17 protein-coding genes and 1 tRNA gene are annotated in these 20,753 nt (G+C 70.6%); 11 read left to right on the top strand and 7 right to left on the bottom strand.

The features are described 5' to 3' along the window. Positions 1-41: 41 nt before the first annotated feature. The 3 genes from HCN08_RS27835 to HCN08_RS27825 all read right to left on the bottom strand — a co-directional run bounded on the left by HCN08_RS27835 (position 42) and on the right by HCN08_RS27825 (position 2,518). Positions 42-797: a DUF2637 domain-containing protein gene (locus HCN08_RS27835; protein ID WP_167986027.1), complete on the bottom strand. Its 756-nt coding sequence runs from the start codon at positions 795-797 to the stop codon at positions 42-44. A gap of 102 nt (positions 798-899) precedes the next feature. Further along, positions 900-1,595 carry an ATP-binding protein gene (locus HCN08_RS27830; protein WP_167986026.1) on the bottom strand — a complete coding sequence of 232 codons (696 nt, stop codon included), beginning with the start codon at positions 1,593-1,595 and terminating at the stop codon, positions 900-902. Continuing rightward, positions 1,592-2,518, bottom strand: coding sequence for a hypothetical protein (locus HCN08_RS27825; protein WP_167986025.1), 927 nt, complete (start codon positions 2,516-2,518; stop codon positions 1,592-1,594). The genes HCN08_RS27830 and HCN08_RS27825 overlap by 4 nt, the downstream gene beginning before the upstream one ends. Before the next feature lie 690 nt (positions 2,519-3,208). Here HCN08_RS27825 and HCN08_RS27820 point away from each other — a divergent pair. After that, on the top strand, positions 3,209-3,427 hold the full coding sequence (locus tag HCN08_RS27820; RefSeq protein ID WP_167986024.1) for an excisionase family DNA-binding protein: 219 nt from the start codon (positions 3,209-3,211) through the stop codon (positions 3,425-3,427). Continuing rightward, positions 3,427-4,632 (top strand): tyrosine-type recombinase/integrase, encoded by a 1,206-nt coding sequence (locus HCN08_RS27815; protein ID WP_167986023.1) that lies wholly within the window; start codon positions 3,427-3,429, stop codon positions 4,630-4,632. The genes HCN08_RS27820 and HCN08_RS27815 overlap by 1 nt, the downstream gene beginning before the upstream one ends. A gap of 384 nt (positions 4,633-5,016) precedes the next feature. Here HCN08_RS27815 and HCN08_RS27810 read toward each other — a convergent pair. Further along, a tRNA-Gly gene (locus HCN08_RS27810) sits at positions 5,017-5,090 on the bottom strand. Between the two features lie 374 nt (positions 5,091-5,464). On the opposite strand from HCN08_RS27810, the gene dcd reads away from it, so the two are divergent. Further along, positions 5,465-6,040 (top strand): dCTP deaminase, encoded by a 576-nt coding sequence (dcd, locus tag HCN08_RS27805; RefSeq protein ID WP_167986022.1) that lies wholly within the window; start codon positions 5,465-5,467, stop codon positions 6,038-6,040. 26 nt (positions 6,041-6,066) lie between these two features. Here the strand turns inward: dcd and HCN08_RS35775 are convergent, their stop codons facing one another. Further along, positions 6,067-6,906 carry a Yip1 family protein gene (locus HCN08_RS35775; RefSeq protein WP_322974721.1) on the bottom strand — a complete coding sequence of 280 codons (840 nt, stop codon included), beginning with the start codon at positions 6,904-6,906 and terminating at the stop codon, positions 6,067-6,069. 217 nt (positions 6,907-7,123) lie between these two features. After that, positions 7,124-9,394, bottom strand: a complete 2,271-nt coding sequence (locus tag HCN08_RS27795; RefSeq protein WP_167986020.1) for a (Fe-S)-binding protein — start codon at positions 9,392-9,394, stop codon at positions 7,124-7,126. Between the two features lie 338 nt (positions 9,395-9,732). Between HCN08_RS27795 and dnaK the strand changes: the two genes are divergently transcribed. The 6 genes from dnaK (at position 9,733) to HCN08_RS27765 (ending at position 17,685) form a co-directional block, all read left to right on the top strand. Continuing rightward, positions 9,733-11,607 carry a molecular chaperone DnaK gene (dnaK, locus tag HCN08_RS27790; protein WP_167986019.1) on the top strand — a complete coding sequence of 625 codons (1,875 nt, stop codon included), beginning with the start codon at positions 9,733-9,735 and terminating at the stop codon, positions 11,605-11,607. Beyond that, entirely contained in the window at positions 11,604-12,305 is a 702-nt protein-coding gene (gene grpE, locus HCN08_RS27785; RefSeq protein ID WP_167986018.1) for a nucleotide exchange factor GrpE, read from the top strand. The genes dnaK and grpE overlap by 4 nt, the downstream gene beginning before the upstream one ends. 35 nt (positions 12,306-12,340) lie before the next feature. Beyond that, the gene (dnaJ, locus tag HCN08_RS27780) at positions 12,341-13,528 is read left to right on the top strand and encodes a molecular chaperone DnaJ (RefSeq protein WP_167986017.1); all 1,188 of its coding nucleotides are present in this window, start codon (positions 12,341-12,343) and stop codon (positions 13,526-13,528) included. Positions 13,529-13,550: 22 nt separating this feature from the next. After that, on the top strand, positions 13,551-14,081 hold the full coding sequence (locus HCN08_RS27775; RefSeq protein ID WP_407648902.1) for a heat shock protein transcriptional repressor HspR: 531 nt from the start codon (positions 13,551-13,553) through the stop codon (positions 14,079-14,081). A 291-nt stretch (positions 14,082-14,372) separates the two neighbouring features. Beyond that, positions 14,373-16,979, top strand: coding sequence for an ATP-dependent chaperone ClpB (clpB, locus tag HCN08_RS27770; RefSeq protein WP_167986016.1), 2,607 nt, complete (start codon positions 14,373-14,375; stop codon positions 16,977-16,979). A 130-nt stretch (positions 16,980-17,109) separates the two neighbouring features. Continuing rightward, on the top strand, positions 17,110-17,685 hold the full coding sequence (locus HCN08_RS27765; RefSeq protein WP_167986015.1) for a type III secretion system chaperone family protein: 576 nt from the start codon (positions 17,110-17,112) through the stop codon (positions 17,683-17,685). Positions 17,686-17,843: 158 nt separating this feature from the next. Here the strand turns inward: HCN08_RS27765 and HCN08_RS27760 are convergent, their stop codons facing one another. Further along, the gene (locus HCN08_RS27760; protein WP_167986014.1) at positions 17,844-18,221 is read right to left on the bottom strand and encodes a VOC family protein; all 378 of its coding nucleotides are present in this window, start codon (positions 18,219-18,221) and stop codon (positions 17,844-17,846) included. Positions 18,222-18,366: 145 nt separating this feature from the next. Between HCN08_RS27760 and HCN08_RS27755 the strand changes: the two genes are divergently transcribed. Further along, positions 18,367-19,140: a vWA domain-containing protein gene (locus tag HCN08_RS27755; protein WP_167986013.1), complete on the top strand. Its 774-nt coding sequence runs from the start codon at positions 18,367-18,369 to the stop codon at positions 19,138-19,140. 139 nt (positions 19,141-19,279) lie between these two features. Further along, the gene (gene argG / locus HCN08_RS27750; protein WP_167986012.1) at positions 19,280-20,749 is read left to right on the top strand and encodes an argininosuccinate synthase; all 1,470 of its coding nucleotides are present in this window, start codon (positions 19,280-19,282) and stop codon (positions 20,747-20,749) included. Positions 20,750-20,753: the final 4 nt, after the last annotated feature.

The raw sequence follows: 20,753 nt of genomic DNA, 5'->3' as shown, positions 1-20,753 counted from the left end.
CCAGGGTGACTGGTCCGCCCGCGACCTGGTGAGACTTCCGGTCAGTGGCCGTGCTGGTCGCGGCGCAGGGTCGCCATGATCTGGGTGAGGCGGTCCTCGCTGATGGTGTGGCCGGCGGCGCGGATGTGGTCCCGGATCACGTTCCGGGTGGGGTTTTCGTGCGCTGTGAATACGGGGCGGACCAGGGCCAGGAGTTCGTCGAGTTCGGCGCTGGGCGGGCGGCCGATCCGGCGGACTGACTCGTCGGGGGACTGGTTCGCCTCGGGCGTCAGGTCATGCGTGATCGCTTCGTCGTCGTCGGGCGTCGGCTCGGCCAGTTGCGGCGCCTCGGGTGGGAGGGGCGCGGGGACGTGGGTGATAGGCGCGTCGTGGCGGGTGATGAGGATGTGGAGGTGGACGGCTCCGGCGAGGGCGAGCGGGGCGATGGTGGACAGGATGCCGACGGTGGTGTCGCCGAGGTGCAGGCCGGTTGTGTGGGTCTGCTGGTTGAGGCGGACTGCGTGGAGGGCGTTGGCCCAGACGCTGGCTGTGGTGGCGGTGGCGAAGAGGGTCCAGATGTAGAGGCGGGCGCGGAAGGGTGCGTCGCGCAGGACGAGGAGGGCGCGCACTCCGTAGGCGATGAAGCCGTCGATGACCAGGGGGAAGAGGTAGGTCAGGGCGGGGCGGACGTGGATGGTGATGGCGATCTGCTGGAGCGCGTCGTAGGACAGGGTGCAGCCGGCGGCGCCGAGGAGCGCGACGGCTGCGCGGTCCCAGGCGGTTGCCTGGTGGGCTGTGGCGGGGGTGTTCAGGGGCATGCGGGAACTCCGGTGTGGGTTCTGCCACCGCGCGCGGGCAGGCGTCAGCGGAGAAGCAAGGCGGGAGAGTGGCGTCAAGGCGGGCGGGGCGGCCCGGGCCGGTTATCCGGCGGGGTGCCTTCTGCGGTCGTGGCCGGTGAGGATGACGCGGTCGGTCATCTCGGCGAGGCGGGAGGCGACGCGGTCGCCGACGGCGTCGCGCAGCTCGGCGACGGGCAGGTTGGTGGTGACCAGGGTCGGCAGCAGGTGGTTGTAGCGGTGGTTGACCAGGCGGTAGGTCAGCTCTTCCGTCCACGGGGACTGCTTGGCCGCTCCGAGGTCGTCCAGCAGCAGGAGCGGGCTGCGAGCCAGGCGCCAGAGCTGCTGCTCGGCGTCGCTGCCCTGTTGGGGGCGCTGGGCGGCGTAGAAGTCGGCGGCGGTCGTCGCCTCCCAGCGCAGCCGGACACCGGCGGCGAGCAGGCCACGGATGGCGCCGTAGGCCTGGTGGGTCTTGCCGGTGCCGGTGGGGCCGGCGATCAGCAGCGACGGGCCGGTGGCGATCCCGCGGGTGCCGCCGGGGCCGGGCCTGCTCGCGGCGGTGGTCTCGGCGACCCAGGCGGTGACGCGTGGGTGGTCGGCCACCGCGTCCCGGTAGCGGGGCGGGATGCGGGCGTCGGCCAGCTCCAGCGCGGTCACCGGTGCCGGGACCGGTGGTGCGGGCACGGTGTCTGGGTCGATGCCGCGGGCGGTGAGGATCGCGGCGAGGCGGGTCACCGCGCCTGCGGCGGTGCTCGGTTCGCGGGTGGCGGTGGTGGTCACAGATCACCGCCGTAGGCGGCCTCGACGTCGGCTGGGTTGGTCCACGCGCGGTCCTGCGGGCGCGGGTTGCCCGGTGCAGGTGCAGCGTTCATGGCCTCGTTGACCAGGCTCGGCAGCACGCTCGGGCTCAAACCCTTGACCCGGAGCCGCTCCAGGGCAGGGCGGAGGTAGTCCGGGGAGATGCCTTCGCCGAGGAGCTGGTTGACCGTCCGGCCCAGGCGTCCGAGGAACTGCCCCGGCGGGCGGTGCGCGCAGGCGGCGACGTATTCGTCGAGGAGCTGCTTCGCCGAGACGGAGAGGCTGGGCGCGGGGGCGCTCGCGCGCCCCGAAGGGACTGATCCTAGATCCACGATCCTAGGTCCTAGATCCGGATGACGAGGGCTCGCCGAGGGTTCGGTGAGGCCTCCGTGAGTCCTCGGTGAAGCCTCACTGAATGTGTCCTGACCTGGGATTTCGTGGTTCGGTGAGGGCTCGATGGTCTTTCGCGAGTCCTCGGTGTGGCCTCCGTGAGGGCTCACCGCACCCTCATAGAGGGTTCCCTGCGTGCGCGGTGAGGGCTCGCGGACACCGGTGGTGTCGTCGTGGTGGGGGCAGGCGGGGGCGCGGACGCCGCTGGGGCGGTTGATCTTCTGGTGGCGGTGCCAGGTGACGACGTGGAGGTAGCGCTTGCCGTCGTTGCCTTCGTAGCGGCAGACGAGGTCGGCGGTGGCGAGCTGGGTGAGGTCTTCCTCGACGCCGATCGGGCCGTGGTCGGGGCGCAGCGACCACAGCAGTCCGGCGATGACGGCGGGCTGGTCGCGGAAGCGGCCGTGGTCGTCGGCCTGGGTGAGCAGGCCGAAGAAGGTCCGCTCGGCCGACAGGGACACCGCGGCCAGGGACTCCGAGGCGAACGCCTCGGGCTTGATCGTGCGTATCCGGGCCATGCCTCAGCACCCCGCCTTCGGGGCCGGGCGGCCGAAGGGGAGTGCGCGGTGGTGGCGCGGGGTCGTAAGGTGGGGCACAGAGCTCCTAGTCAGTGGGCCATGCGGGGTGGCAGCCCCGGCGTGCTGGCGGACCGTTCAGGGATGGGCGGGCGGGGTTTCTGCTTCGGCCTCCGGCGTTCTCAGCGCCGGGGGCCTTTCTCGTTATGGACGGTGGGACCGACAGTTAAACCACACCCCGGTCGAACAGTCCATACATAGCTCTGCTTTTCGAGAGAAGTCAGCGGGAAAAGCCTTGCGGTGTACGGGTCGCACCGTAGCCATGGATCACGGATCGGCCAAACCGCAGCTGCGGTGCAGGTCAACGCCCCGCATGAAGTCCGCGTTGTCCGTTCTGGGCTGATTCAGGGCGCGTCCGGGATTCGGTGCTATCGTCCGGCCCGCGTCCTGCTCCCGAATTTACGCAGCCGCGTTGTACACCCGAAAATGCCATTTCCCAAACCGCGTTTCGCGAGGTACAACATGACGTCCCTCCGAACACCCCCTACCGCACCCGCCCATCCCTGAACCACCGGCCGGCATCACCGGGGCTGCCACCCCTCGCCCGCCGGAGAAGGAGCCCTGCCGTGCGCCCCCGCGCCCCGTACCCGCACCACCTCCCTTCCCCGCGCTCCGCGAAGGAGGGGATCGCCCGTGCCTGAACGCCTTCTGAACGTCGCCGAGGCCGCCGAACGCCTCGGAACCGGCGAGCGCTTCGTCCGCCGCCTCATATCCGAGCGGCGGATCGCCTTCGTCAAGGTCGGCCGCCACGTCCGTCTCGCCGAAGCGACACTCGACGCCTACGTCCTCGCCAACACCGTCCAGCCCGTCACTCGCCGGCGGACCCGAGCCCACTACGGGAGGGCGGCCTGATGGGAAACGCGAAGGGCACCAAGCGCCGCTTCGGGTCGATCCGCCAGTACCGCTCCGGGCGCTGGACCGCCAGCTACATCGATCCGACCGGCCTGCGCCGCAACGCGCCGGAGACGTTCCCGACCAAGACCGACGCCGAGGTATGGCTCTCCCAGATCGAGGCTGACCTCACGCGTGGAGACTGGACCGACCCGGACACCGGGGCGGTCAACTTCGAGGAGTACGCGCTGCGCTGGGTCGGAGAGCGCGGCCTCGCACCGACCAGTGACGAGCTGTACCGCCGCCTCCTGCGGCTGCACCTCCTGCCGACCTTCCAGAACATGGACCTCGACGAGATCACGCCCAGCCGTGTGCGGGCCTGGCGAGCCGAACGGCTGGAGGCCACGGGCGCCACGACTGTCGCGAAGAGCTACCGCCTGCTCAAAGCGATTCTGGAGACGGCGACCGACGACGAACTCATCCGCCGCAACCCCTGCCGGATCAAGGGAGCCGGTAAAGAGGAGGCCGAGGAACGGCCGGTCGCCACCGTCGAGCAGGTCGATGCGGTGGCCGAGGCCATGGGTCCGCGCTGGCGCCTGATGGTCTACCTCGCTGCCTACGGCAGCCTCCGCCCCGAGGAGCAGGCCGAACTGCGGCGTACCGATGTTGTCCTGGCCGAGGAGCCGGAAGAGCTGAAGCGGCGGCGGGGTGTAGTCCATGAGCCCGTCCTGCTCCGAATCAGCCGGGCATCACCCGAACTCACGACGGGACGGCGGGCCACCGGCGACCCGAAATCACGGGCAGGAAAGCGTACGGTCGTCCTCCCCGCATTCCTTACGGTCGACGTGCGACGGCACCTCGACTGGTTCGCCGCCAAGGAACCGGACGGCCTGCTTTTCGTCGGGGAGCGCGGGGCGCCGTTCCGTCGATCCACCTTCGGCCGTAAATGGCGCAAAGCCCGCGCAGAAGCCGGCCTGCCCGGCAATTTCCGCTTCTACGACCTTCGCCATACCGGAAACACTCTCGTCACCCAGTCGGGCGGCACCCTCAAGGACGCCATGGTCCGCGCCGGCCAGTCCTCGGAGCGGGCTGCCCTGATCTACCAGCATTCGACGCTGGAGCGGCAGAGGGAGGTCGCGGCCGGCCTGGACGAACGCGTCCGCGCCGAGCGCCGCGACAGCGCGGGCGACGGCCCATCTGGTGCGGAAGCGGTGCGGCGGGTCTGACGGGTGCCTGACCGCCGGTTCGGGGGCCGACCCGCACTCGGGGTCGGCCCCCGAACCGTGCCCGCCGCCACGCTCCGTGGCGGCCTGGCCCTCCTCCGCGTGGATGAAGTCCCCCTGTGAGCAGCGGCGTTGCTGCTGCGGCGGTGGGATGTGTGGAGGAGAGGGCTCAACCGTCCGTAGCGGGCGCCCACTTCCCTGTGTGGTGCAGGTCACTTGAAATCCGTCTCGGAATTCGAGACGGATAGGGGGTCGGTGCCTGTCTGTTTCTCTGCCCCTGCCCGGTGGTCCTTATTGACCGTCGGATCTGGTGCGCAAGTGGTGCGTGTCCGGGGAATTGGACTAGACAACAATTAAGCCCCAAGTCCATGACCTGGGGCTTATTAATGGAGCGGATGACGGGAATCGAACCCGCGCTCTGAGCTTGGGAAGCTCATGTTCTACCATTAAACTACATCCGCTTGGAAAGCGCCCTGGGGAGGGTGCTTCGGGGACACTCTACCGCATGTGGGGGTGGGGCGGGGGAAGGTGGGGGGAGGGGTAGGTTCTCGGGTGCGGGGGCGGTGTGGCTGGGGGTGGGGGCGTGGGGGATCCCCTAATGTGGGGGTTTGTCGGCCACGCGGAGTCGGGGAAGGGGCTTCATGGAGCGCACTGTTCGTTGTGCGGAGGGGCATGTGTTCACCACCGGGTCGTTTCCGTTGCAGCAGTTGGGGGCTGAGCGGTTGGGGCCGGGGCGGTTGGTGAGGTGTCCCAGGTGTGCGCGGTTGCGGCATGCGGTGCCGGTCGGGGAGGGTGCGCGCGGGGAGAAGTGAGGGCAAGGCGTTAGGGTCGGGGTGTGCTTCTCTCAGACAAGGACATCCGGACCGAAATCGACAACGGGCGCGTCCGGGTGGATCCGTTCGAGCCGTCGATGGTGCAGCCGTCGAGTATCGACGTCAGGCTGGACCGGTTCTTCCGGGTGTTCGAGAACCACCGGTATCCGCACATCGACCCGGCTGTCGAACAGCCGGATCTGACGCGGCTGGTGGAGCCCGAGGGGGACGACGCCTTCATTCTGCATCCGGGGGAGTTCGTGCTGGCCTCGACGTACGAGGTCATCACGTTGCCGGACGACGTGGCGTCGCGGCTGGAGGGGAAGTCGAGCCTGGGGCGGCTGGGGCTGCTCACGCACTCGACGGCCGGGTTCATCGACCCGGGCTTCTCCGGGCATGTGACGCTGGAGCTGTCGAACGTCGCGACGCTGCCGATCAAGCTCTGGCCGGGGATGAAGATCGGGCAGCTGTGCCTGTTCCGGCTGACCTCCCCGGCGGAGTTCCCCTACGGATCGCGGCAGTACGGCTCCCGTTACCAGGGGCAGCGCGGGCCGACCGCCTCGCGCTCGTACCTCAACTTCCACCGCACGCAGGTCTGATCCCGGCAGCCCCCGGCGGGGCCCGCTCAGATCAGCGGGAGCTTGAACAGCATCAGCAGCGCCAGCAGTTGGATCGAGGACGCGCCCAGCGCCTTGAGCCACGGCAGGTCGTGGGACTTCGCCACCATGGACGTCATCAGTGCCGCGCAGGCCAGCCAGGTGAGCCAGCCCAGGAGTTGGACAAATCCGTTGCCGCCGCCGAGGAAGAGGGCGAACAGCAGGCGCGGCGCGTCCGTCAGGGACGTGATCAGCAGGGCCAGGCCCACGGTCGGGGCCCACGCGCCGTCGCCGCCGAGCTGGCGGGCCAGGGTGTTGGTGACTGCGCCGAGGGTCAGGCCGCACAGCGTCACGGCGATGGCCGTGGTGACCACCCAGGGGATGCTCGCCGACAAGGTGGCGTCCAGGATGTCGCTGCGCGCGGCGTCGAAGCCGAAGACGGCGAGCAGGCCGTAGACGAAGGTGACGATCAGGGCGGGGGCCCACATCGTGTGGTCGCGCATCTGCCAGAAGGTGCGGCCGGGGCGCAGCACGATGCCGCTGAGCAGGTCTTTCCAGTGCAGCCGGGGGCCGGCCGGCGGGGCGCTGGGCTGGCCGGCGCGGTACGTGGCCACGTTGTCGCCGCCATATGCGTACGGCTCTGCCAATTGCGCAGGCTCGCCCATGGTGAAGGCGCGGGTCTGGCCGGGGGCGTCGTCGTACGCGGGGGGCCGGCCGAAATACTCGGGCTCGCCGGGGGCGGGGTACGGGCCGGGCGCGGCGTATTGTCCCGGCGCTGCATAGGACCCGGGGTGCCCGGGGGCCTGGTGAGGCGGATAGCCGCCGGGCGCGTTCGGGTCCTGCCCTCGTCGGTTCTCGTAACCAGCCACGCTTCGAACGTACCCGCTACCGCCCGGGCCCGGGTCCGGGACGCCGTCCGGGCCCGGCCTTTGCTGCCAACCTGTGACACGAGTCCGTGACGCGGGCCGGGGAAGCCGCTGAGGCCGCCGTACGGGCGCCGGCCGCCCGGAACCGCCGCCCCCGAGCCCGGCGGCCCCACAAGCCGCCCCCAGGCCCTCCTGCGGCCCCTGCGGGCACGCCCCCGCCTCAGCCCGCCGCCGAATCCGCCCCCGCCCCGACCGCCGCCGCGGCAGCCGGCGTCCGCACCGAGTCCAGCAGCAACTGCGCCACGTCCACCACCTGCAGCGACTCCTTCGCCTTGCCGTCGTTCTTCTTCCCGTTGACGGAGTCGGTCAGCATGACCAGGCAGAACGGGCACGCCGTGGACACGATGTCCGGGTTCAGGGACAGCGCCTCGTCCACGCGCTCGTTGTTGATGCGCTTGCCGATCCGCTCCTCCATCCACATGCGCGCGCCGCCCGCGCCGCAGCAGAAGCCGCGGTCCTTGTGGCGGTGCATCTCCTCGCTGCGCAGGCCCGGCACCTTGGCGATGATCTCGCGCGGCGGCGTGTAGACCTTGTTGTGCCGGCCCAGGTAGCACGGGTCGTGGTACGTGATCAGGCCCTCGACCGGGGTGACGGGCACCAGGCGGCCCTCGTCGACCAGGGTCTGCAGCAGCTGCGTGTGGTGGATGACCTCGTACTCGCCGCCGAGCTGCGGGTATTCGTTGGCGATGGTGTTGAAGCAGTGCGGGCAGGTCGCCACGATCTTCTTCGCCGAGCGCGGCTTGCGGCTGGCCGGGACGACCTTGCCGTCGTCGTCCAGTTCCTCGCCGAAGGCCATGTTCAGCATGGCGACGTTCTCCGCGCCGAGCTGCTGGAAGAGGAACTCGTTGCCGAGCCGGCGCGGCGAGTCGCCCGTGCAGTTCTCCTCGCCGCCGAGAATGGCGAAGTTGACGCCCGCAATGTGCAGCAGTTCCGCGAAGGCCTTGGTGGTCTTCTTTGCGCGGTCCTCCAGGGAGCCGGCGCAGCCGACCCAGTACAGGTACTCGACCGAGGTCAGGTCCTCGACGTCCTCGCCGACGACCGGCACCTCGAAGTCGACCTCCTTGACCCACGCCAGGCGCTGCTTCTTGGGCAGGCCCCACGGGTTGCCCTTCTTCTCCAGGTTCTTGAGCATCGTGCCCGCCTCGGACGGGAAGGACGACTCGATCATCACCTGGTAGCGGCGCATGTCGATGATGTGGTCGATGTGCTCGATGTCGACCGGGCACTGCTCGACGCAGGCGCCGCACGTGGTGCAGGACCACAGCACGTCCGGGTCGATGACGCCGTTCTCCTCCGCCGTGCCGATCAGCGGTCGCTCTGCCTCGGCCAGGGCCGCGGCCGGCACGCCCGCCAGCTGCTCGGCCGTCGCGCGCTCCTCGCCCTCCATGGACTTGCCGCCGCCCGCGAGCAGGTACGGCGCCTTGGCGTGCGCGTGGTCGCGCAGCGACATGACGAGCAGCTTGGGCGACAGCGGCTTGCCGGTGTTCCACGCGGGGCACTGCGACTGGCAGCGCCCGCACTCGGTGCAGGTGGAGAAGTCGAGGATGCCCTTCCACGAGAACTGCTCGACCTGGGAGACGCCGAAGACGTCGTCCTCGCCCGGGTCCTCGAAGTCGATGGGCTTGCCGGCGCTGGTCATGGGCTGGAGCGCGCCGAGCGAGACCTCGCCATGGGCGTTGCGCTTGAACCAGATGTTGAAGAAGGCCAGGAAGCGGTGCCAGGCGATGGACATGTCGATGTTGGTGCCGACGACGATCGCCCATGTCATCGTGACGCCCAGCTTGACCATGGCGGTGGCGTAGACGAGGTTCTGCAGCGTCTCGGTGCTCAGCCCCCGGAAGCCCGCCACGAGCGGGTACGAGGCCCAGTACGCGGCCTCGTAGTGGCCGACGCCGTGCAGGGCGCCCTCCAGGCCGCGCAGCGTCATGATGGCCAGCCCGATGACGAGGATGACGTACTCGACGAAGTACGCCTGCCACGAGGTGGAGCCGGCGAAGCGGGACTTGCGGCCGGCGCGCGAGGGCAGGCTCAGCAGCCGGATGACGATCAGGGCGAGGATGCCGAGCGTGGTGAAGGTCGCGATGAACTCGACGTAGACCTCGTACGGCAGCCATGTACCGATCCACGGCAGGATCCAGTCGGCCTTGAACAGCTGGCCGTAGGCGTTGACGATGGTCAGCGCCAGGGTCAGGAAGCCGACGGCCACGAACCAATGGGCCACGCCGATGACGCCCCACTTGTTCATGCGGGTGTGGCCGACGAACTCGCGCAGCATCGTCGTCGTACGGGCCCGGGGGTCGTTCGTACGGCTGCCGGCCGGCACGGACTGGCCCATCCGGATGAACCGGTAGATCTGCGCGACGGCGAGGCTGAAGAGCGCGACGCCGACCGCGGTGAGGACCAGCGACACGATGATCGCGGCGAGTTGCATGGGGGCTCCTCGGGCCTGCGCACGGTGGACGAGTACGAGGTCTACTAAGCGGTAACTTAATCCGTTCCTGGCTGAGGTTACCCGGGAAGGCCGAGGCCATAAAGCCGCACCACTGGTGATCTGTGTCGCGCGTCGCATATGGCGGGGCTCGGCGTGGCATATGGCAGAGCCGTACGCCGCCGTACGTCGCACATGGCGCGCGGTGACCGGCGTGGCACTCTGGGTGCGTCGGATGCGCGCGGCTAAGTTGAGTCGCCTCGGCTCACCTCTGTTGACAGAGTCCGACCTCTCATGCACTCTTGAGTCAGTTCCACTCAAGTCAGCAGGAGGATTTCACCATGGCACGTGCGGTCGGCATCGACCTGGGCACGACTAACTCCGTCGTCAGCGTTCTGGAAGGCGGCGAGCCCACCGTCATCACCAACGCAGAGGGCGCCAGGACCACGCCGTCCGTCGTCGCCTTCGCCAAGAACGGCGAGGTGCTGGTCGGAGAGGTGGCCAAGCGCCAGGCCGTCACCAACGTCGACAGGACCATCCGGTCGGTCAAGCGCCACATGGGCACCGACTGGAAGATCAACCTCGACGGCAAGGACTTCAACCCGCAGCAGATCTCCGCGTTCATCCTGCAGAAGCTCAAGCGGGACGCGGAGTCGTACCTGGGCGAGAAGGTCACCGACGCGGTGATCACCGTCCCGGCGTACTTCAACGACTCCGAGCGGCAGGCCACGAAGGAGGCCGGCGAGATCGCCGGTCTGAACGTGCTGCGCATCGTCAACGAGCCGACCGCCGCGGCGCTCGCGTACGGCCTGGACAAGGACGACCAGACGATCCTGGTCTTCGACCTCGGCGGTGGCACCTTCGACGTGTCGCTGCTGGAGATCGGTGACGGCGTCGTCGAGGTCAAGGCCACCAACGGCGACAACCACCTCGGTGGTGACGACTGGGACCAGCGGGTGGTGGACTTCCTGGTCAAGCAGTTCCAGTCCGGCCACGGTGTGGACCTCTCCCGCGACAAGATGGCCCTCCAGCGGCTGCGTGAGGCGGCGGAGAAGGCCAAGATCGAGCTGTCGTCGTCCACCGAGACGACGATCAACCTGCCGTACATCACCGCGTCGGCCGAGGGCCCGCTGCACCTGGACGAGAAGCTCACCCGGGCGCAGTTCCAGCAGCTGACCGCGGACCTGCTGGAGCGCTGCAAGACGCCGTTCCACAACGTCATCAAGGACGCCGGCATCCAGCTGTCCGAGATCGACCACGTGGTCCTGGTCGGCGGCTCGACCCGTATGCCGGCCGTCGCCGAGCTCGTGCGCGAGCTGACCGGCGGCAAGGAAGCCAACAAGGGCGTGAACCCGGACGAGGTCGTCGCCATCGGCGCGTCCCTGCAGGCCGGTGTGCTCAAGGGCGAGGTCAAGGACGTCCTGCTGCTCGACGTCACCCCGCTGTCCCTCGGCATCGAGACCAAGGGCGGCATCATGACCAAGCTGATCGAGCGCAACACCACGATCCCGACCAAGCGCTCGGAGATCTTCACCACGGCCGAGGACAACCAGCCGTCGGTGCAGATCCAGGTCTACCAGGGCGAGCGCGAGATCGCCGCGTACAACAAGAAGCTCGGGATGTTCGAGCTGACCGGCCTGCCGCCGGCCCCGCGCGGGATGCCCCAGATCGAGGTCACCTTCGACATCGACGCGAACGGCATCATGCACGTCGGCGCCAAGGACCTCGGCACCGGCAAGGAGCAGCGGATGACCGTCACCGGCGGCTCCTCGCTGCCCAAGGACGAGGTCGACCGCATGCGCTCCGAGGCGGAGCAGTACGCGGAGGAGGACCACAAGCGCCGCGAGGCCGCCGAGACCCGCAACCAGGGCGAGCAGCTGGCGTACCAGACCGAGAAGTTCATCGCCGACAACAAGGACAAGCTCCCCGAGGACGTCAAGTCCGAGGTCGAGGCCGCCATCGCGGACCTCAAGGAGAAGCTGAAGAACGAGTCGACCGACAGCGAGAACACCGCGTCGATCCGCGAGGCCACCGAGAAGGTCGCGGCCGTCAGCCAGAAGCTCGGCCAGGCGCTGTACGCCAACGCGCCGGGCGAGGGCGCGGCCCAGGCCGGTGCCGGTGCCGGTGCGGCCGGCGGCGGCGAGCAGGCCGCCGCTGACGACGACGTCGTGGACGCCGAGATCGTCGACGAGGACAAGAGGGACGGTGCCGCGTGACGGAGGAGCCGAAGGGCTTCCAGGAGGAGCCCGACGTCCCTTCCGAGGCCGGTGACACCAAGCCGGAGCACGGCAAGGACTCCGGGGCCGCCGAGGAGGCGGCCCCGGGGGCCGGCGGCGGGGACGCCCAGGAGCTGACCGCCCTGCGGGCGCAGCTGGACCAGGTGCGGACCGCGCTCAACGAGCGCACCGCGGACCTGCAGCGCCTCCAGGCCGAGTACCAGAACTACCGCCGCAGGGTGGAGCGCGACCGGATCGCCGTCCGGGAGATCGCGGTGGCCAACCTGCTCACCGAGCTGCTGCCCGTGCTGGACGACATCGGCCGGGCCCGGGAGCACGGCGAGCTGGTCGGCGGCTTCAAGTCGGTGGCGGAGTCGCTGGAGACGGTCGCGGCGAAGCTGGGGCTGCAGCAGTTCGGCAAGGAGGGCGAGCCCTTTGACCCGCTGGTGCACGAGGCCCTGATGCACAGTTATTCGCCGGATGTCACGCAGACCACATGCGTGCAGATCCTGCAGCCCGGGTACCGCCTGGGTGAGCGCAATCTGCGGCCCGCCAGGGTCGCGGTCGCCGAGCCGCAGCCCGGGTCGACGGGATCGGCCGGCGCCGCGGGCAAGGCGGCCGACGAGTCGGCGGACGACGCGGACACCAAGGCGGAGCAGCCGGACGACGAGGAGAACGGTGGCCCTGACCAGGGCTGACGGTGTAAAGAGGACCGGAAGGAGGGACGCCGGGGATGAGCATCAGTAGGGACCTGCTCGAAAAGGACCTGTACAAGGTCCTCGGCGTCCCCAAGGACGCCACGGAAGCCGAGATCAAGAAGGCGTACCGGAAGCTCGCCCGCGAGTTCCACCCGGACGCCAACAAGGGCGACGCGAAGGCCGAGGAGCGCTTCAAGGAGATCTCCGAGGCCAACGACGTGCTCTCCGACGCCAAGCGGCGCAAGGAGTACGACGAGGGGCGCGCCCTGTTCGGGAACGGCGGCTTCCGCCCCGGTCCCGGCGCGGGCGGCACCGGCAGCTTCAACTTCGACCTCAGCGACCTGTTCGGCGGCAGCGGCTCCACGACGCAGGGCGGCGGCCAGGGCGGTGGCTTCGGCGGCGGTCTCGGCGACGTCTTCGGCGGGCTGTTCAACCGCGGCGGCGGCACCAGGGTGCAGCCGCGGCGCGGCCAGGACATCGAGTCCGAGGTCACGCTGAGCTTCACCGAGGCCGTCGACGGGGCGACGGTGCCGCTGCGGATGTCCTCGCAGGCGCCCTGCAAGGCGTGCTCCGGCACCGGCGACAAGAACGGCACGCCCCGGGTGTGCCCGACCTGCGTCGGTACGGGCCAGGTCTCGCGCGGCGGCGGGGGCGGCTTCTCGCTCACCGACCCGTGCGTGGACTGCAAGGGCCGCGGCCTGATCGCCGAGACCCCGTGCGAGGTCTGCCACGGCAGCGGGCGGGCCAAGAGCTCGCGCACGATGCAGGTCCGCATCCCGCCGGGCGTCACCGACGGGCAGCGGATCCGGCTGCGCGGCAAGGGCGCGCCGGGCGAGCGCGGCGGACCGGCCGGCGACCTGTACGTGGTCGTGCACGTCGGCAAGCACCCGGTCTTCGGCCGCAAGGACGCCAACCTCACGGTGACCGTGCCGGTCAGCTTCACGGAGGCGGCGCTCGGCGGCGAGGTCAAGGTGCCCACGCTCGGCGGCCCGCCGGTCACCCTGAAGCTCCCGCCGGGCACGCCCAACGGCCGTACCCTGCGGGCCCGCGGCAAGGGCGCGGTCCGCAAGGACGGCTCGCGCGGCGACCTGCTGGTGACCGTCGAGGTGGCGGTGCCGGACAAGAGCGAGGGCAAGGCGCTGGACGCGCTGGAGGCCTACCGGGAGGCGACCGCGGACTTCGACCCGCGGGCCGAGCTGTTCAAGGCGGCAAAGGGAGCGTGAACGGATGAGCATCGACGGCCGGATGGACGGTACGGCGCCGGGCCCGCGCGGCTCCGGCGGCGCACGCGGCGGCGGCCCCGGCGGTCCGGGTCCGGGAGCCGGTGCCGGGGCCCCGCGCGGACGCAACCCGTACCAGCTGACCGAGGAGACGCCGGTCTACGTCATCTCGGTGGCGGCCGAGCTGTCGGGCCTGCACCCGCAGACGCTGCGGCAGTACGACCGCCTCGGGCTGGTCTCGCCCGACCGCACGGCCGGGCGCGGGCGGCGCTATTCGGCACGCGACATCGAGCAGCTGCGCGAGGTGCAGCGGCTCTCCCAGGACGACGGCATCAACCTGGCCGGCATCAAGCGCATCATCGAGCTGGAGAACCAGGTGGCCGCCCTCCAGGCGCGGGTCGCCGAGCTCACCGCCACGGTGGAGGGCGCCGCCGCCCTCATCCAGCAGCGCGAGGCCGCGGTCCATGCCTCCTACCGCCGCGACCTGGTCCCGTACCAGGACGTCCAGCACGCCAGCGCGCTGGTGGTCTGGCGCCCCAAGCGCGACGGGGCCTGACGTCCGGGGAGCCACCCGGAGCACCGAGCTGTGGGCAGGGCCCGCCACCCCGTGAGGGGGGCGGGCCCTGTCGCCGTTCCGGGGCTCGGGGCCGGGGCTCAGGGGCTCCGGGAGGCTCCCCGCGGCTCCGGGGCTCCGGAGGCTCCGTGGCTCCGCCCGCCTCCCGGCGGCGGATTCGCTCACGCGTTCACCCGTACGGCGGCTGGCCGAAGCGAAGTTGAGTGGAGTAGACTCAATGTAGTTCATGTTCCTTAAGGCAACCCGCGATCGCACCGAGGAGGACCCGACCCCGTGGACGCCGAGCTGACCAACAAGAGCCGGGAAGCGCTCAACGCCGCCAACACACGGGCGGTGTCCGAGGGCAACCCCGACCTCACCCCCGCGCATCTGCTGCTCGCGCTGCTGACCGGGGCGGACAACGAGAACGTGCTGGACCTGCTCACCGCCGTCGGGGCCGACCCGGCGGAGGTGCGGGCGGAGGCGGAGCGGCTGGTCGAGGGGCTGCCGAAGGTGCAGGGGTCGACCGTGGCGCCGCCGCAGGCCAACCGGGAGCTGCTCGCGGTCATCGCGGACGCCGCGGAGCGGGCCAAGGAGCTCGGGGACGCGTACCTTTCCACCGAGCACCTGCTGATCGGGACCGCCGTCAAGGGCGGCGCGGCCGGCGACCTGCTCACCCGTCAGGGGGCCGGCGGCAAGGAGCTGCTGACCGCCTTCGAGACCGCCCGTGGGGGGCAGCGCGTGACCAGCCAGGACCCGGAAGGCACGTACAAGGCGCTGGAGAAGTACGGCACCGACTTCACCGCCGCGGCCCGCGAGGGCAAGCTCGACCCGGTGATCGGGCGCGACCAGGAGATCCGCCGCGTCGTGCAGGTGCTCTCCCGGCGCACCAAGAACAACCCGGTGCTGATCGGCGAGCCCGGCGTCGGCAAGACCGCCGTCGTCGAGGGCCTGGCGCAGCGCATCGTCAAGGGTGACGTGCCCGAGTCGCTGCGCAACAAGCGCCTGGTCTCGCTCGACCTCGGCGCGATGGTCGCCGGCGCGAAGTACCGCGGCGAGTTCGAGGAGCGGCTGAAGGCCGTGCTCGCCGAGATCAAGGACAGCGACGGGCAGATCATCACCTTCATCGACGAGCTGCACACCGTCGTCGGCGCGGGCGCCGGCGGCGACTCCGCCATGGACGCCGGCAACATGCTCAAGCCCATGCTGGCCCGCGGCGAGCTGCGCATGGTCGGCGCCACGACGCTCGACGAGTACCGCGAGCGGATCGAGAAGGACCCGGCGCTGGAGCGGCGCTTCCAGCAGGTGCTGGTCGCCGAGCCGACCGTCGAGGACACCGTGGCGATCCTGCGCGGCCTCAAGGGCCGCTACGAGGCGCACCACAAGGTGCAGATCGCCGACTCCGCCCTGGTCGCCGCGGCGACCCTCTCCGACCGCTACATCACCTCCCGCTTCCTGCCGGACAAGGCCATCGACCTCGTCGACGAGTCGGCGTCCCGGCTGCGGATGGAGATCGACTCCTCGCCCGTCGAGATCGACGAGCTGCAGCGCTCGGTGGACCGGCTGCGCATGGAGGAGATGGCGCTGCGCAACGAGACGGACCCGGCGTCCGTCCAGCGCCTGGACAAGCTGCGCAAGGACCTCGCCGACCGCGAGGAGGAGCTGCGCGGCCTGACCGCCCGCTGGGAGAAGGAGAAGCAGGGCCTCAACCGGGTCGGTGAGCTCAAGGAGCGGCTCGACGACATCGACACCCGCATCGACCGCGCCCAGCGCGACGGCGACTTCGAGACCGCCTCCAAGCTGCTCTACGCCGAGAAGCCCAAGCTGGAGGCCGAGCTGGAGGAGGCCACCCGCGAGGAGCAGGAGGCCGCGGCGCAGGAGACGATGGTCAAGGAGGAGGTCGGCCCGGACGACATCGCCGACGTCGTCGCGGCCTGGACCGGCATCCCGGCCGGCCGGCTGCTGGAGGGCGAGACGCAGAAGCTGCTGCGGATGGAGGACGAGCTGGGCCGCCGGCTGATCGGCCAGACCGAGGCGGTGCGGGCGGTCTCCGACGCGGTGCGCCGCTCCCGCTCCGGCATCGCCGACCCCGACCGCCCCACCGGCTCGTTCCTCTTCCTCGGCCCGACCGGTGTCGGCAAGACCGAGCTGGCCAAGGCGCTCGCGGACTTCCTCTTCGACGACGAGCGGGCCATGGTCCGTATCGACATGAGCGAGTACGGCGAGAAGCACTCGGTCGCCCGGCTGGTCGGCGCGCCGCCCGGATACGTCGGGTACGAGGAGGGCGGCCAGCTCACCGAGGCGGTGCGCCGCCGCCCGTACAGCGTCGTGCTGCTGGACGAGGTCGAGAAGGCCCACCCCGAGGTCTTCGACGTGCTGCTGCAGGTGCTCGACGACGGGCGGCTGACCGACGGCCAGGGCCGTACGGTGGACTTCAGGAACGCGATCCTGATCCTGACGTCCAACCTCGGCAGCCAGTATCTGGTCGACCCGGCGCTCAGCGAGGAGCAGAAGAAGGAGAACGTGCTGGCGACGGTGCGGGCGTCCTTCAAGCCGGAGTTCCTCAACCGGCTCGACGACATCGTCGTCTTCTCCGCGCTGACCAGGGACGAGCTGCGGCGCATCGCCAAGCTGCAGACCGACCGGCTCGCGGCCCGGCTCAAGGACCGCAGGCTCGGCCTCGACATCACCGACCCGGCGCTGGACTGGCTGGCCGAGGAGGGCAACGACCCGGCGTACGGCGCCCGGCCGCTGCGCCGCCTGGTGCAGACCGCCATCGGCGACCCGCTGGCCCGCGCGCTGCTGGCCGGCGAGATCACCGACGGGCAGACGGTACGGGTCGACCGCGCGGCCGACGGGCTGCTGGTGGGGGCGGCGCAGGGGCTGGACCTCGGCAAGTAGCCGGGCCGGCCGGCCGCGGGAGGTGCCCGGGGGCGCACGGGGGGTACGCCGGACGCGTACCCCCCGGGGTTGCCACTCGCGGGTGGGGATGAGGGAGGATGGCAGTCAGACGTCACGAAGGGACTTCACGGTGAGCATCGACCCGTCCTCGATTCCCAATTTCGGGGGCCAGCCGGACCCCGACCCGGCCGGCAACGGCAGCAGCGTGGTCATCCCCGACCAGAACCTCGTCAAGCAGCTGCTGGACCAGATGGAGCTCAAGCACCTGGTTGACGAGGAGGGTGACCTGGTCGCTCCCTGGGAGGAATTCCGCACGTACTTCATGTTCCGCGGCGAGGGGGAGCAGCAGGTCTTCGCCGTCCGGACGTTCTACGACCGCCCGTTCTCGGTCGACGACAAGCCGCAGCTCCACGAGGTCATCGACGACTGGAACCGCCGCACCCTGTGGCCCAAGGTCTACACCCACACGCATGACGACGGCAGCGTCCGCCTCATCGGCGAGGCGCAGCTGCTGATCGGCCTCGGCGTCGGGCTGGAGCACTTCGTGTCCAGCACGGTGAGCTGGGTGCGGGCGTGCATCGAGTTCGACAAGTGGGTCGTCGACACGCTGGGCCTGGCCAAGGACGCGGACGACGTGAACGGCGGCGGCGAGGGCGACGGCGGGGCGGACGGCTCCTCCGAGGGCGAGGGCCCGACCGAGGGCTGACGGGCACGGCGTACGGGGGCGTCGTACCGGCGGCGTACGGGCCCCCGAGGCGCGGCCCCCCACGGCGTACGGGCCCCGGGGCGTGGTCCCCTCGCGGCGTACGGGCTCAGCCGCCGGCCGTACGACCCGCCGCGTACGGCTCAGACCGGCGTGACGGCTCAGGCGCCCGGGTCCTCCAGGACCGACAGGACGTTGCCCGCCGGGTCCGTGAACCACGCGATGAGCGGCCCGCCGCCCCGGTGGATCCCCTTCGCATCCGTCGCCGGCTCCCCGTACTGCTCACAGCGCACCCCCCTGCGCCCCAGCTCGTCCACGGCCGCCTCGATGTCGACGACGGGGAAGTTCAGGATCGTGTACGTGGCCGGTACGTGGTCCGGCTTCGGGTAGACCAGGATGTCCCGCCCGCCCGCGATGTGCAGCGTCAGCATGCCGTTCGCCCGCGACACCTTCAGCCCCAGCGTGTCGCCGTAGAACCTCGCCGCGGCCTCGACGTCGTCGACCGCGAATCCGCTGAACGCCTTCGTCTCCCCGAACATGTCGCCTCCTGCTGTGCAGCGCTGGAATCGTTCCGTCCCTCTGCAGACCGTCCGGCCGCCGGAAACTCATCGCTCCCCGGGGGCCGGCGCGCAATTCGGGCGAAGGGTGGGCGCGGCGGGGGCCCGGCGTGCAGAATCACGGCGCATGACCATCGACTACCGCAAGCCGTACCGGATCGACTACCGCAAGCGCCCCGCCGGGGCCGCCGCGGGCGTGAGCCTGGAGAAGGTGGCCGACCGCGCCCCCGGGCTTGTCGACCTGTACAAATCCGCCGCCGTCTCGCTGGTGAAGAACCAGGTCAGCGGCGAGCGTGCCGCGGTCTACCTGGTCCTGGACCGCTCCGGCAGCATGCGCCCCTTCTACCGCGACGGCTCCGTGCAGCACCTGGCCGAGCAGACCCTCGCGCTCGCGGCCAACCTCGACGACGACGGGGTCGTGCCGGTCGTCTTCTTCTCCACCGACATCGACGGCACCGCCGACATCAGCCTCGACGCCTACCGGGACCGGATCGGTCCGCTGCACGAGTCGATGGGGCACATGGGGCGGACGAACTACCACCTCGCGATGCAGGCCGTCATCGACCACTACGAGGCGTGCGGCGCGACCGACCCGGCCTTCGTCGTCTTCCAGACCGACGGCTCCCCGACGTCCAAGGCCGCGGCCGAGCATGTGCTGTGCACATCGGCGAGGCTGCCGATCTTCTGGCAGTTCGTCGGCTTCGGGGAGGACGAGTTCCGCTTCCTGCGCCGGCTCGACGACCTGCCGGTGCCGGGGCGCCGGGTGGTCGACAACGCCGGGTTCTTCGCGGCGGGGCCAAAGCCGGCGGCGCTGTCCGACGCCGAGCTCTACGACCGGCTGCTGGAGGAGTTCCCGCAGTGGCTGGCGGCGGTGCGGGCGGCGGGCATCCTGCGGGACTGAGCCCGGAGGCGGCGCTGAGCCCGGGGGGGCTGACGCGGAGGGGGCGCCCGGGCGGGCGCCCGGGCGGGCGTCACGGGGGAGCGGTGGCCGGATCGGTCCGGGCGTTGCATAGCCATGCGGGATTATGCATACTCTTTCTATGTCCAAGGTCCTCACTTCCCTGCCGGCCGGCGAGCGCGTCGGCATCGCCTTCTCGGGTGGTCTCGACACCTCCGTCGCGGTCGCGTGGATGCGCGACAAGGGCGCCGTCCCGTGCACCTACACCGCCGACATCGGCCAGTACGACGAGCCCGACATCGACTCGGTGCCCGGCCGCGCGATGACCTACGGCGCCGAGCTCGCCCGGCTGGTCGACTGCCGCGCCGCGCTGGTCGAGGAGGGCCTGGCCGCGCTCACCTGCGGGGCGTTCCACATCCGCTCGGGCGGGCGGGCGTACTTCAACACCACCCCGCTCGGCCGCGCCGTCACCGGCACCCTGCTGGTGCGGGCGATGCTCGAGGACGACGTGCAGATCTGGGGCGACGGCTCGACCTTCAAGGGCAACGACATCGAGCGGTTCTACCGCTACGGCCTGCTCGCCAACCCGCACCTGCGGATCTACAAGCCCTGGCTCGACGCGGACTTCGTCAGCGAGCTCGGCGGTCGCACCGAGATGTCGCAGTGGCTCCTCGCGCACGGGCTGCCGTACCGCGACAGCCAGGAGAAGGCGTACTCCACCGACGCCAACATCTGGGGCGCCACCCACGAGGCCAAGACCCTGGAGCACCTGGACACCGGCATCGAGACCGTCGAGCCGATCATGGGCGTACGGTCCTGGGACCCCGCGGTCGAGATCGTCACCGAGGACGTGACGATCGGCTTCGAGCAGGGCCGCCCGGTCACCGTCAACGGCAAGACGTTCGCCACCCCCGTCGATCTGGTGAGGGAGGCCAACGCCATCGGCGGCCGGCACGGCCTCGGCATGTCCGACCAGATCGAGAACCGCATCATCGAGGCCAAGAGCCGCGGCATCTACGAGGCCCCCGGCATGGCGCTGCTGCACGCGGCGTACGAGCGGCTGGTCAACGCGATCCACAACGAGGACACCCTCGCGCAGTACCACACCGAGGGGCGGCGGCTGGGCCGGCTGATGTACGAGGGCCGCTGGCTGGACCCGCAGGCGCTGATGATCCGCGAGTCGCTGCAGCGGTGGGTCGGCGCGGGCGTCACCGGCGAGGTGACCCTGCGGCTGCGCCGCGGCGAGGACTACTCGATCCTCGACACGACCGGCCCGGCCTTCAGCTACCACCCGGACAAGCTCTCCATGGAGCGCACCGACGACCCGGCCTTCGGCCCCGTCGACCGCATCGGACAGCTCACCATGCGCAACCTCGACATCGCGGACTCCCGCGCGAAGCTGGAGCAGTACGCGCAACTCGGCCTCATCGGCACCGGCAGCCCCGCGATCGGCGCCGCCCAGGCCGCGGCGACCGGCCTGATCGGCACGATGCCCCGCATGGCGGAGGGCGGCGCCCACATCATCGCCTCCCGCGGCGAAACCACCCCCGACGCCGAAGCCGAGGCCGACGAACTCCTCGACCGCGCAGCAATGGAACTCGGCACCGACTGACCCG

The sequence above is a fragment of the Actinacidiphila epipremni genome (genome assembly GCF_012034175.1).
Taxonomy (GTDB): Bacteria; Actinomycetota; Actinomycetes; order Streptomycetales; family Streptomycetaceae; genus Actinacidiphila; species Actinacidiphila epipremni.
This window is presented reverse-complemented; position numbering and strand designations above follow the sequence as displayed.

Excerpts from the sequence above, each read along its gene's own strand:
- HCN08_RS27835 (WP_167986027.1), bottom strand. The coding sequence starts at position 797 with ATGCCCCTGAACACCCCCGCCACAGCCCACCAGGCAACCGCCTGGGAC.
- HCN08_RS27825 (WP_167986025.1), bottom strand. The coding sequence starts at position 2,518 with ATGGCCCGGATACGCACGATCAAGCCCGAGGCGTTCGCCTCGGAGTCC.
- HCN08_RS27815 (WP_167986023.1), top strand. The coding sequence starts at position 3,427 with ATGGGAAACGCGAAGGGCACCAAGCGCCGCTTCGGGTCGATCCGCCAG.
- HCN08_RS27795 (WP_167986020.1), bottom strand. The coding sequence starts at position 9,394 with ATGCAACTCGCCGCGATCATCGTGTCGCTGGTCCTCACCGCGGTCGGC.
- dnaK (WP_167986019.1), top strand. The coding sequence starts at position 9,733 with ATGGCACGTGCGGTCGGCATCGACCTGGGCACGACTAACTCCGTCGTC.
- dnaJ (WP_167986017.1), top strand. The coding sequence starts at position 12,341 with ATGAGCATCAGTAGGGACCTGCTCGAAAAGGACCTGTACAAGGTCCTC.
- HCN08_RS27775 (WP_407648902.1), top strand. The coding sequence starts at position 13,551 with ATGGACGGTACGGCGCCGGGCCCGCGCGGCTCCGGCGGCGCACGCGGC.
- HCN08_RS27760 (WP_167986014.1), bottom strand. The coding sequence starts at position 18,221 with ATGTTCGGGGAGACGAAGGCGTTCAGCGGATTCGCGGTCGACGACGTC.
- HCN08_RS27755 (WP_167986013.1), top strand. The coding sequence starts at position 18,367 with ATGACCATCGACTACCGCAAGCCGTACCGGATCGACTACCGCAAGCGC.
- argG (WP_167986012.1), top strand. The coding sequence starts at position 19,280 with ATGTCCAAGGTCCTCACTTCCCTGCCGGCCGGCGAGCGCGTCGGCATC.